12 protein-coding genes are annotated in these 11,735 nt (G+C 38.9%); 9 read left to right on the forward strand and 3 right to left on the reverse strand.

What is annotated here, in order from left to right; all coding sequences use genetic code 11:
* Position 1: 1 nt before the first annotated feature.
* The 4 genes from QE450_RS21545 (at position 2) to QE450_RS21560 (ending at position 4,392) form a co-directional block, all read left to right on the forward strand.
* Complete coding sequence (locus QE450_RS21545) at positions 2–3,097, forward strand: efflux RND transporter permease subunit (RefSeq protein ID WP_307302008.1); 3,096 nt, start codon at positions 2–4, stop codon at positions 3,095–3,097.
* A gap of 140 nt (positions 3,098–3,237) precedes the next feature.
* Positions 3,238–3,480 carry an AbrB/MazE/SpoVT family DNA-binding domain-containing protein gene (locus QE450_RS21550; protein WP_274171230.1) on the forward strand — a complete coding sequence of 81 codons (243 nt, stop codon included), beginning with the start codon at positions 3,238–3,240 and terminating at the stop codon, positions 3,478–3,480.
* Between the two features lie 57 nt (positions 3,481–3,537).
* On the forward strand, positions 3,538–3,867 hold the full coding sequence (locus QE450_RS21555) for a type II toxin-antitoxin system PemK/MazF family toxin (protein ID WP_307302011.1): 330 nt from the start codon (positions 3,538–3,540) through the stop codon (positions 3,865–3,867).
* 192 nt (positions 3,868–4,059) lie between these two features.
* Positions 4,060–4,392 (forward strand): magnetosome magnetite crystal formation protein family, encoded by a 333-nt coding sequence (locus QE450_RS21560; protein WP_273614468.1) that lies wholly within the window; start codon positions 4,060–4,062, stop codon positions 4,390–4,392.
* A 236-nt stretch (positions 4,393–4,628) separates the two neighbouring features.
* Here the strand turns inward: QE450_RS21560 and QE450_RS21565 are convergent, their stop codons facing one another.
* The gene (locus tag QE450_RS21565; RefSeq protein ID WP_307302013.1) at positions 4,629–5,072 is read right to left on the reverse strand and encodes a DUF6376 family protein; all 444 of its coding nucleotides are present in this window, start codon (positions 5,070–5,072) and stop codon (positions 4,629–4,631) included.
* A gap of 138 nt (positions 5,073–5,210) precedes the next feature.
* Here QE450_RS21565 and QE450_RS21570 point away from each other — a divergent pair, with 138 nt between their 5' ends.
* The 3 genes from QE450_RS21570 (at position 5,211) to QE450_RS21580 (ending at position 6,405) form a co-directional block, all read left to right on the forward strand.
* Entirely contained in the window at positions 5,211–5,456 is a 246-nt protein-coding gene (locus QE450_RS21570; RefSeq protein ID WP_204826981.1) for a DUF6953 family protein, read from the forward strand.
* Between the two features lie 232 nt (positions 5,457–5,688).
* Positions 5,689–5,862, forward strand: coding sequence for a hypothetical protein (locus tag QE450_RS21575; protein WP_273614470.1), 174 nt, complete (start codon positions 5,689–5,691; stop codon positions 5,860–5,862).
* A gap of 198 nt (positions 5,863–6,060) precedes the next feature.
* On the forward strand, positions 6,061–6,405 hold the full coding sequence (locus QE450_RS21580; protein WP_273614471.1) for a hypothetical protein: 345 nt from the start codon (positions 6,061–6,063) through the stop codon (positions 6,403–6,405).
* Between the two features lie 145 nt (positions 6,406–6,550).
* Here the strand turns inward: QE450_RS21580 and QE450_RS21585 are convergent, their stop codons facing one another.
* Together QE450_RS21585 and pbp4 are read right to left on the reverse strand one after the other, a co-directional pair.
* Complete coding sequence (locus QE450_RS21585; RefSeq protein WP_069329692.1) at positions 6,551–6,775, reverse strand: hypothetical protein; 225 nt, start codon at positions 6,773–6,775, stop codon at positions 6,551–6,553.
* Positions 6,776–6,958: 183 nt separating this feature from the next.
* Positions 6,959–9,010, reverse strand: coding sequence for a penicillin-binding protein PBP4(5) (pbp4, locus tag QE450_RS21590; protein ID WP_307302019.1), 2,052 nt, complete (start codon positions 9,008–9,010; stop codon positions 6,959–6,961).
* 194 nt (positions 9,011–9,204) lie between these two features.
* Between pbp4 and QE450_RS21595 the strand changes: the two genes are divergently transcribed.
* A complete protein-coding gene (locus QE450_RS21595; RefSeq protein ID WP_273614473.1) occupies positions 9,205–9,891 on the forward strand; it encodes an FHA domain-containing protein in 687 nt (228 codons plus the stop codon).
* 47 nt (positions 9,892–9,938) lie between these two features.
* The gene (locus tag QE450_RS21600) at positions 9,939–11,720 is read left to right on the forward strand and encodes an ABC transporter ATP-binding protein (protein ID WP_307302021.1); all 1,782 of its coding nucleotides are present in this window, start codon (positions 9,939–9,941) and stop codon (positions 11,718–11,720) included.
* Positions 11,721–11,735 lie beyond the last annotated feature (15 nt).

Consider the following 11,735-nt stretch of genomic DNA (forward strand, 5'->3'; position numbering starts at 1 on the left):
CATGATTAATTATATCGTCAAAAAGCGCAAAATTACGTTGTTGTTCTTTATTGTACTCATTATTGTAGGTGTAGCCAGTGGACTTCAATTACCAAAGCAGTTAATGCCTGATGTGGTGGTCAAGCAAGCGATGGTGACAACAGTCTATGCAGGGGCTAATCCTGATCTGGTGGAGCAGACAGTTACCAAAGTCTTAGAACAAAAAATTAAAGAAGTACCTAATCTTAAAACCGTTACGTCTACATCAAGTGCAGGTATCTCTTCGATTATTATTGAGACGCAACCGGATGCTGATGCTCAGACAGTCTGGAATGATTTGCGCAAAAAAATTCAAGATGTAGAAGCTGATCTACCTGACGATGCAGATAAGCCAATCGTCAACGACAATTTAACCAAATCATTTGTTCAATCGTTTGCTCTATATGGCAAATCTACGCAAGATATCTGGGCATTAAACGACTTAATGCATACATGGGAAGATCAATTGCGTTCGGTAGAAGGCGTTACCGATGTAGTGATTGATGGCATTCCTGAGCAACAAGTACGAATTGATGCCGATATGAATAAATTACAACAGTATGGCATTGCCTGGGAAAGTATTTTACAAGCGATCCAATCGTCTAATGATCGAGTGCCTACAGGAACGATTGATAATGGCAAACGAAGTTATGAATTGAATGTGCCGCTTAGTTATGATGTGAATAAACTCAAAAAAATCGTAGTATATCGTTCAGATACCAAAGTTCCTGTATATCTAGAAGATGTAGCGAATGTACAAATGAGTCATGCCAAAGCTGAATATCTTTCTTATTATAATGGCGTGCCTTCGATAGCGATTAAGATTAGCAGTGAAGTCGGTTCCGACGTACCTACGATGTATGAACGTGTAAATGCCAAAATGACTGAACTACAAAAAACATTACCTGCTAATGTCAAAATCACTTCGTTATTTGCGCAAAAAGATGAAACAGATCGCATTTTCCATGCGTTAACCGAAGAGACTTTGATTGCGATTGCTGTAGTTGTCGTGATCTGTATGCTGGGCTTAAATATGCTGACTTCATTATTTGTCGCACTGGCGATTCCAGTCTCGATAGCAATCGCTATGATTCTATTGCCTTCGATGGGGATTACGCTCAATCAGATGACGGTTGTCGGATTGATTATTGTACTCGGTATACTGGTGGATGATGCGGTAGTCGTCAATGATAATATTGAACGGCGATTAAGTCATGGAGAAAGTCCAAGTGAAGCCGCAATCAAAGGAACGAAAGAAGTCGCTATCTCGATTCTGACCGCTACGTTAGCAACGATTGCAGCATTTGCTCCATTGCTGTTGTTAACAGGCGATATAGGAGAATTTATCCGTCCTATTCCTGTTATTATTTCTTTAGCGATGTTAGCATCTATGGTCATGTCGTTAACGATTATTCCTATCTTTCGTGAATGGTACGAGACCCGTCAATTGAAAAAAGGCAAAGCAACACGTAGTGATAAGCCTTCAGGGTTACTGGGCAAACAGATTCAAGGAGCAACCAATGTCTATGCGCATCGTGTGATGCCAGGCATTTTAAAACGTCCTGTATTTGTCGCAATCTTAGGGCTTTTATTTAGTACATTGGCATATGTGTTGGTGTTATTCACGCCTGTAGAATTGTTCCCTAAATCAGACAATGCAGAGCTGACGATCAGTGTGAAGATGCCTTCAGGAACATCGATCGAAGAAACGAACGATACTATAGAGCAAATGGCAGCATGGGTGAAAAAACAACCCGGTGTTACCAAAGTATCTTCTTCTGCTGGCGGAACCGCAGCGCCTTTATTTTCAAATATTACAAGTGTAGATAGTTATGGAACGAATCAAGGAGCTGTTGTCTTAACCGGAGACAAAGAAAAGTTAAATGTCGCTACCGCTTCTACCCAATGGGCAGCAGCATTGAAAAAAGATTTCCCGGCGGTGACGACTTCAGTGAGTATGACAGAGCTTGGGATTCCAGTAGGTAAGCCTGTTTCTATTCGTATATCAGGCAATGACTTGGCTGAAATTCGCAAACTTACCGATCAGGTGAAAAGTGTAGTCGCGTCTACGAATGGAGCTACCAATGTCACCGATACGATGGGAATCGAAAGTTATTCGCTCGATTTTGTAGTTAATCAAGCGGCGATGGATCAATATCAAGTCACCTACAAAAACCTTACTCAAACATTGTTGATGATGGGTACAGGAGTCAAAATAGGCGACTTTGATACAGGTAAAGAATTAATAGATATGAAAATCTATATGAAAGATTCCAACCAACTCAATGCAGAGACACTATTCCGGCAAGCCAATGTAACCAATGAAGCCGGTGTACAGGTTCCCCTTTCACAGATCGGAGAGATGAAGCCATCCTTCTCGATCAAGCAAATCAATCATTATAATCTAGAACGAGTGAATACGATCGAAGCAGATGTATCCGGTCGTACCGCTACAGAAGTGATGGGCGATGTGCAAACTAAAATGGCAAGTGTATCGTTCCCGGATGGATACAAATGGGAAACAGGTGGAGAAACATCCAAACAAAGTGATATTTTCGTCGATCTCGGTAAATTATTTATCGTCGTTATCATGTTGATTATTATTCTAATTACGATGCAATTTTATTCGCTTTGGATTCCGGTAATCATTATGACGACTGTGTATCTAGCTGCGGCAGGTGGAGTACTAGGGTTATTTATTACTCGAACACCAATCGGATTTATGTCGATGATGGGTGTAATTTCATTAGCAGGGATCGTTGTACGGAACGGGATTGTGCTTATCGAATTTATCGAAGATGCGCGTAAAGAAGGCAAAGAATTGAAAGAAGCCATTATTTTAGCTGCTTCGGCAAGATTCCGTCCGATTTTGTTAACATCTCTAGCAGCAATTGTGGCTTTGATCCCAATGGCGACTGTCGGTGAGCTATTGTTCCGACCGCTTGCGATCGCGATTATTTTCGGACTGTTATTCTCCACCGTATTAACTCTGTTAGTCGTACCTTCGCTATATATGGTACTTGTGCGCTCACAAGAGAAAAGAAAGCAACGCAAGTTAGCAAAAGAAACTAAAGTGTAAAAATAGCATAGATTAGATCATAAGGCGCTCTGAGGAGCGTCTTTTGTTGTATCATTATTTGCAAAAAGATAAAAAGATGTATACACAAAGGATATACTTAAAGCAGGAATATAATCTTTGTGAAAGGAGATGAAATAATAATGAGGGGTACAGTCAAAAAGTGGGGAAACAGTCAAGGTGTACGATTGCCTAAGTCTATTCTAGAGGAAGCACATATCAAAGAAAATGATGAAGTCGAGTTCTATGTTGTTGATGGTATTATTCAGATCAAAGCTGTAAAACAACCGATCACCTTAAAAGAACGATTTGCTTCATATACTACAGAAGAATTAAAAAGTAGTGAATGGGATACAGGAAGTCCTCAAGGCAAAGAAGTGTGGTAGCACATTTTAAAACGATTGGTTTATTGAAATCGAAATAATATATAGAAAGCGAGCATCATGATGAGCTATATACCTTCACAAGGTGATATTATTTATTTAGACTTTAATCCTACCAAAGGTCATGAACAAGCAGGTCATCGACCAGCAGTAGTGGTAAGTAATAATGAATTTCATCGTACAGGTATGATGATGGTTGTACCTGTAACTAACACTATTCGAAGACATCCTCTGTATATTCATTTAAATGAAGATAATAAAATTAAAGGCAAGATTATGTGTGAACAAATGAAGTCATTAGATTATAAAGCACGTTCTCCTTACAAAGTAGATGTACTACCATCTTCTATTCTAGAAGAAGTCATTGAGATTATCCAAAGTTGTTTTTGATAGTTACAATAAGATAATCAAAATAAAAAAGAAAAGATAAGTCATTTTTTACCTACTCAAGTGAACACAGTAATGTTATAATTTGGATGATTTTCAAATGAGGCAAAGATTACATACAATATGCACTATTAAACTTCCAGACTGCCGCTAATCGAGAATTGTCACTTACATGATAAGAAAAGGGGTTAACCAATGTCTGACTTCCAACCGCCGTATCCGCCAAACGATTCTAAAGACGTGCAAGACAACAAAGTGATGGCTATTCTTGCTTATATCATTTTCTTTATTCCATTGCTTGCTGCTCGTAATTCACCATTTGCGATGTATCATGCGAATCAAGGATTGACGCTATTTTTAGTAGCTGTTGCGGCAAATCTAGTATTCTCCATTATTCCATTTTTGGGATTGTTACTTCCATTAGTGAGTCTAGCTATTTTCGCATTTATGATCATCGGTATTATTAATGCTTCCAAAGGCGAACGCAAACCTTTGCCATTGATGGGCAATATTCAATTGATCAAATAAGAGATAGCTATCCAGCCTGATGAGGTACAGTTAAATCACAAAAAACCTTTACTGCTCTAGTATGCAGTGAAGGTTTTTTTTGCGTAAAATAGCGCTGGCTATTATAGGCGTGACTTCTTGTAGTTGGATGGAAAAGTGATGTTTGCGATAGCGAAATATCTTACATCTTAATGAATATTCAATATAGACGGATGTATATCTTATTTGTAAATAGATAAACAGAAATGATATTTAGTTTATTGACCTAACTGTTGGAACTGATTCATCAGTCCATTGATCTGATCGATCGTCTGAAAAATTTGCGAATTATTTACTTTTTCCAGTGTAATCTGTCCGGCTTGAGCCTGATCGATCAGTCCATTAATCTCTGTATCTAATGTTTCGTTATAAGCGATCAACTTTTGATGCAAATCTTGGGCAAACCCGGGTGCTTCTACATTGCTAAATTGATTGATTTGCGTCTGCATTTGTTGTAGTTCTTGTACAAGTTGGGTGCGTGCTTCTTTATCGACAACCGCTTGTTGCGTTAACTCAGGCAATTGACTGGAAAATTGAGAAGCTTGATCAATATACGAAGTAGCTTCACTCACATAATTTACCGATTGATTTACTTGATCCAGTGCAGAACAGCCAGACAACAGACTTATACTTAAAATAAGCAATAATAATCCTTTTTTCATCATAGGTCACTCCTTTGACAGATATCAAAATCTTTTTGCAAAGTATCGTTATTAACGTATACTACTCTGAGAGGAACACAATAGTTTCATAAATATCAAAGTTATAATGAGTTCAACCACATAAAGGGGATAAAACCAATGACAGATTCAATAACGACCGAGCAGCGTATCGCTGAATGGATGGTAGAGCAGATCAAAAATCAGGGTACACTCAAACAAGAAGATGCGATCGCTTATGTACGTGCAGAGTATGGAGAAGAGTACTTATTTACAAGTGAAAGTGGAAATGTCTCGTTATCCAAAGAGATCAAAAAAGCGTTCCGTAAACACCATGCAGGCCGAGTCGCATGGGATCGAGACGGTTTTTTCTGGGCATGGACGTAATAATCCGCAAACACGTATCTAGCTCTTAAAAGCAGGATAGTGCCGTAATTGTATGGACAGGTGAGATGAGTAAGAGTTCATTCCAGCTGAGCGAGGATCAGACCTGTTGTGGCGTGCTAAGGCAATTTTGCTTCTGTACAGATATTCGATATACTTTACTCTAGTTTGATTGAGATTATCATTAGATAACAGATGGCATATAGACCATCACTATCCATTGGAGGGAAATACATTGAATTCAACAGCAGTGTTAGAACGCCAAAATGAAATTTTACGACGCAATATTGAAACGATGACGATGAAAAACAACAAAGATGGACTAAGCCGTCAAGAAAGCAGTTTTTATCATACGATGGTTAAAGAATGGCATCAAAATCAACATGAGATCAATCATAAGCGTGAGTAGTCACGTTACAACAATAGCATAGAGTATCTATAAGAAGTGTCTGCCTCTGGTAGATGCTTTTTTTGCATCATGTGAAATAAGTACGCTCCACTATCTATAAAATATAGAAAAATTAAAAAAAATCATTTTTACTATTGCAAACCCGTATATTCCGAGTATAATACTTGGTATATAAAAAGAATGAAGGTGATGGTAACTGTGAATCGTATTCAAGCAATGATATCCGAACGCAATGATGATTATTTGGATCTATTGAATTACGCGATCCAATTGGATGATGTACAGTGGCAAGAGGAGATTTTGGAATCGATGCGTAAGTTGAACGCTTCAGAAGAAACGAAGCAGGAATGGGCTACAACCGAAGACCTGTGGAGACAATTTGATAAGATCAATTCCAGACTTACCGAAATCTATTATTCGATTCGTGCCAGTAAAGACGATGCAGATAAGCAGCGCCTTTTGGAACAAATGTGGGAACTTAAAATGCAACGCATTGATGTATCTCGTCAAATTAAATCCGAAACTTCTAATATAGAGTGTTAATTATTGATGCAAATAAATACAAAAAAAGTGCCAGATCATTTCGCACATGATCTGACACAAGTAATAATAGATGAAATAAGTAATAAGATGTAACCTATCTGATCAAACACAACAAGCTAGCTGTTTTTCACATGGATTCTGTGAATTACATGCTAGCTTGTTTCATGTCGCGCATCATTGTCATCATAGAAGTCATCATTTCGTCGCACTCTTGCAATTTACTCATCATCATATCCATATCCATGCCCATATCTTTCATGTTCATGTCCATGTTTTTACATTGTGTCATCATCATGTTCATGTTAGTCATTTTGCTCATCATATCTTCCATCGACATACCCATCATCATTTGCATACACATTTTATCCATTTGCTCATCTCCTCGAATTGTAGTATCTTGCCCCTTGACTATACTATATCGCTCAAGCAGTTACAATATAATTGGAAGATATGTTTCTTTATACCAGAACGAAGAAAAGTCTATACAAAAAATCTGCCTGAAGAAGAGAACTCCAGACAGAGAAAATGTGTGTAACACTTAGGAAATTGATCCTTATTTATATTGTTGTAAAAAAGGATGAAGCTTGTTAACGACATAGTGACTGCCACCACGACCGTTTACTTTTTCGACAACCGCGGCAAGTACAAAGGAAGCATTAGGATCAAAAGTGATCACGAATCCATTCTCCTGTCCACTTTCACCTTTGGCTAACTTCAATTCTGCGGTACCTGTTTTGGCTGCTACCTGATAAGGAAGATCAGCAAGCGCATGTGCAGTACCATCTGAATTTTCAACGACTTGTAATAATGCACTTTTAACAGTATTAGCGACATCTGCTGTAATGATATTCGTGTTAGCAGGTGTTTTTTTATTCTGTGCTTGATCTTCAAATAAAATAGGGCTGATCAACTTGCCTTCTGTAATAAAAGGAGTAAAAGAAGCTACCAAATGAATCGGTGACATCAACATTTCCCCTTGTCCATAAGCAGTATCTGCTAGAAGCACTTCTGAATCCAAGGTGCTATGGTCTTTATTCGCATACTGACTGGGCTTGAGATAAAGAGCATCTAATCCAAAATTACTTCCAAAGCCAAACTTCTGAATACCTTCGATAAATTTGGCTTTACCCATTTCAAGAGCTTCTTGAGCAAAATAAATATTATCTGAATATATCAAAGCATCATTCATATTCACATGAAGCACATCTTTGACACGAGCTACATAATATCCGCCCCAACTGTTATCTTTACGCCATTGTAGACCTTGAATCGTATGGACTTTGTCTGGTGTTGTTACTTTTTCAGTTAAGCCTGCGGCAGCTGTAATCGCTTTGAATACAGAGCCAGGAGCATACCGATTAGTAAATCGATTCGTAAAGGGAAGATTAGGATCGTTGGAATAAGCATCCCATTCTGCTTGCGATAATCCAGTCACCATTTTGTTCGGATCATAAGCAGGAGTGCTTACCAGAGCGAGCAATTTGCCATTGGTCGGATTCATCATTACCGCTGAACCTGCATCTTGATTACCCGACATAGTAGTATACAGTTCACGTTGTACCGATGAGCTGATCGTTAACGTGATCTTTTCACCATCGACCGCTTTATGTTCAGCAATAATGGATTTACTTTTTCCTATTTTATCAACTATTTCGATACGTCCACCTTTGGTTCCACGTAGTTGCTTTTCCATGGATTGTTCAAGCCCTGCTTTACCAATCCAATCTTGAGCACTGTAATATCCTTCGGTATCTTTTTCCAAATCTTCTGCTGTCGCTTGACGCACATAACCGATAAGATGAGCTGCTGCTGTACCTAGAGGATAATTACGAACTTCTTTGGTCTGCATTGAGACACCGTTCAGTTCGGTCGGGATGGTCGGATCAGTAGTTGTAGCAATTGGAACAAAATAATCGTCTTTGACCCATGACTGCTTGAGTGCTTTTTGAATCTGTTCTTCAGGCACATTGTAATACTCACTGATTGCTGTCAGAGAAGCTGCTTTGGAAGCATCATCAGCACCTAATTTGCCGGGTACGATTCCCCATTCATAGATCGTGCCTTCGGTTGCTAACGGATATCCGTCTTTATCGACTATTTCTCCACGCTCTGGGTGTAGAATCTGTACTTTTACTTTATCGCCTTGCGCCATTTCAGGTAAAATCAGCGCAGGTTGCCAATCAATACGCCATGTTTTGCCATGATCGCTATCTTGCTGTACAAGCTTCATCTGATATTTTTTATCGATATTACCGAGAAAGGTATTCATTTGAGCTGAATAATTCAGTGTGTATTGCTGTTTGTTATCTGCTACAGGGGCAGGTAATCCGGCATTCACTTCGATCGAAGAGACATTCATCCCGTCAAAGATCGCTTGATATTTCTGCACAAATTGTTCTTTGGTCATACCGGATTGTTGAAGCGATTCTGGTGTCATTAAGTTGTACATTTCGTCATAATTTTTGGTTTGCAATGTGTTAATATACTTCTGTACTGTAGTGTCCGGCTGTTCCTGAAAGCGACTTTGCATATATACATACAGACCAAGCCCACTAGCAATAAGAAACGAAAGCAGACCATAAATAATAATATGTTTCGTTTTCAATCGAAAAACCTCACTTTAGTCCATATCAATCAGAATAAATCTGATTATCGGTAGGATTTGTTGAAATCACTTTAGTATAATAAGATAAGGCGATAACTAGCGCTTGTTTACACTATAAAAGGATGTACGTTAGCAAACAATAGAACAAATCTGATGAAATTATCATTGTTTACGTATAGAAGGAGAGAGATCCAATGCCGGACGTTATCAAAATTGTAATCAATACTGCCGGTCAAGAAGGCGATGGTTCATTTGTCTATATCCAAAGAGGACAAAGTATTCAGATCGGTAGACATGTAGGAACAGGACAGATTGATCTACCTATTTATAATCAATTGGTGTCCAAGCAACACTGCACAATTCACCTTGTAGGAGATCAGCTATATATCGAAGATTTGGGTAGTAAAAATGGAACAGAATTGAACGGGCAACGCTTGGTTCCGTATCAGCGCTACGCAATGTCTGCGCAAGATCAATTAACGTTAGTGAATGGTTTGGTAGGTTTACAAATAGAACAAGGCAACCAATTAGAAGAAACACGTGAATATGTACTTAGCGATCTGATCGATCATCGTATTCAACTACATGATTTTTTCCAGCGAATTGAAGTAGACGGAGAAAGTATTACATTATCGAAAAAAGAATACCAGTTATTCCGGTTATTGTACGGATGTCTGGATCATTTTGTTACACGTGAACAGATTATCGAAGAAGTATGGTCAGAGCGTTATAGTGAAAATGCCGATTTGGTAGGGATCGACGAAGTCAATTCTTTGATCTATCGTACCAATAAAAAATTAAATAAACATTTTACGATCAAGTCAGTCTACAAAAAAGGGGTATATATGAAGAGAAGTGTTACTCCAACGATCCTTTCTTAGAACAGCAGCGGTTTACATCATGAAGTCAATCACAAAGGGGACTACATATGACAGTACTTTTTTCGTTTTTGAAAAAATATCGGGTTGCAGCATTTTTGGCGCTGGGTATGATGTTAGTCGAATTGGCGCTTGAATTGTTACAGCCTTTTTTGATCTCCAAAATTATTGATGATGGTGTAACGCAAAAAGATATTTCGACGGTATTGTTGTGGGGCGGTATTCTTACAGGAGGTACAATTATTGCTTTTTTTGCAGGTATATTCGGGTCATTTTATGCCGCTCATGCCAGTCAAGGATTAGGTTATGATCTACGGGAAGCGGTCTATAACAAAGTACAATCGTTCTCGTATGCGTTATTTAATCGCTTTTCTTCTTCCTCTTTGATCACGCGTTTGACCAATGATATTACCCAGTTGCAAGATATGGTGTTTATGGGATTGCGATTTATGCTACGAATGCCGTTGTTGGTTGTCGGTAGCAGTGTAATGGCTTTGCTTGTTAATGTGAAATTAGGATTGTTATTAGTGGTGGGAATTCCGATTCTTTTATTTTTTGTTATTGTGATTATGCGCAGGGCATCAGGATTGTTCCAACAAGTACAGCGTCGTCTGGATACCGTTAACAGTGTGATGCAAGAGAATCTTACAGGTATGCGCTTGATTCGAGTATTTGTTCGCAAAAACCATGAACGTCAGCGGTTTGAAGAGCGCAGTAACAATTTGATGAAAGGCACCGTGTCGGCATTACGTTTAACGGAAACAACGATGCCTTTTATTTTATTGATTACCAATGCCAGTATTATTGCGGTTCTCTGGTATGGACACTTGGATATTATCGTGGGTCAAGCTTCGGTCGGTGAAGTGGTAGCGATTATCAACTATGCGATGCGTACGATGGGTGCTTTATCTGCATTTTCAATGATTGTAGCTTCTTTCTCTCGTGCCAAAGCATCAGCAGAACGGATTCAAGAAGTGATGTTTACCGTTGAAGATGAACGTCCACAAGGCAATCAAGATCAATATGTTGCAGGTTCTGCTTCATCTGTAAGCGCATTACAAAAGTCTGTTCCTTCTAATATTGGTGTAGCTTTCCGTCAGGTGAGTTTTCATTATCCTGGTACAGAAGCCGAAGTGCTCCAAAATATTGATTTTATAGCTCGTGCTGGCGTGACTACAGCGATTATGGGTTCTACCGGTTCAGGTAAGTCGTCGCTCGTTCAATTGATTTTGCGATTATACGATAGTGATCATGGAGAAATTGATGTATTAGGTAGACGTATTCAAGAGTTAGATGATAATCAATTGCGTGGATTGATTGGGTATGTACCTCAAGAAATTGTGTTATTTACCGGCAGTATTCGTGAAAATATATCATGGGGTTATGAGCATGCCACACTTGAAGAGATTCAAGAAGCGGCTCGTATTGCACAGATTCATGACACTATTATCAAGTTGCCACATGGATATGATACATTGCTTGGTCAGCGGGGAGTCAATTTGTCAGGTGGACAGAAGCAACGGATCTCTATCGCAAGAGCATTGGTACGTCGTCCATCGATTTTACTGTTAGATGACAGCACCAGTGCATTGGATGTACGCACAGAATCATTATTGCTTGATGCTCTACGTGAATTATCATGTACGACATTATTGATTACACAAAAGATCAGTTCAACGATTCGAGCGGATCAAGTGCTGTTATTAAGTGATGGCAAGTTGATTGCACAGGGCGATCACGATCATTTGTTAGAGACCTCCGAGCTATATCAACAGATTTATGCATCCCAATTTGGAAAGGAGGAACGAGAGCATGTGGAAAGCACTAACTGATCCTTTACGTTATCC

The organism is Paenibacillus sp. SORGH_AS_0306 (assembly GCF_030819345.1).
In the GTDB taxonomy this organism is placed as follows: domain Bacteria; phylum Bacillota; class Bacilli; order Paenibacillales; family Paenibacillaceae; genus Saccharibacillus; species Saccharibacillus kyungheensis.

Bases quoted from the DNA above. Each gene is read 5' to 3' on its own strand.
- QE450_RS21600 (WP_307302021.1), top strand. From the start codon at position 9,939: ATGACAGTACTTTTTTCGTTTTTGAAAAAATATCGGGTTGCAGCATTT.
- QE450_RS21550 (WP_274171230.1), top strand. From the start codon at position 3,238: ATGAGGGGTACAGTCAAAAAGTGGGGAAACAGTCAAGGTGTACGATTG.
- QE450_RS21585 (WP_069329692.1), bottom strand. From the start codon at position 6,775: ATGGATAAAATGTGTATGCAAATGATGATGGGTATGTCGATGGAAGAT.
- QE450_RS21560 (WP_273614468.1), top strand. From the start codon at position 4,060: ATGTCTGACTTCCAACCGCCGTATCCGCCAAACGATTCTAAAGACGTG.
- QE450_RS21555 (WP_307302011.1), top strand. From the start codon at position 3,538: ATGATGAGCTATATACCTTCACAAGGTGATATTATTTATTTAGACTTT.
- QE450_RS21570 (WP_204826981.1), top strand. From the start codon at position 5,211: ATGACAGATTCAATAACGACCGAGCAGCGTATCGCTGAATGGATGGTA.
- QE450_RS21565 (WP_307302013.1), bottom strand. From the start codon at position 5,072: ATGAAAAAAGGATTATTATTGCTTATTTTAAGTATAAGTCTGTTGTCT.
- QE450_RS21545 (WP_307302008.1), top strand. From the start codon at position 2: ATGATTAATTATATCGTCAAAAAGCGCAAAATTACGTTGTTGTTCTTT.
- QE450_RS21595 (WP_273614473.1), top strand. From the start codon at position 9,205: ATGCCGGACGTTATCAAAATTGTAATCAATACTGCCGGTCAAGAAGGC.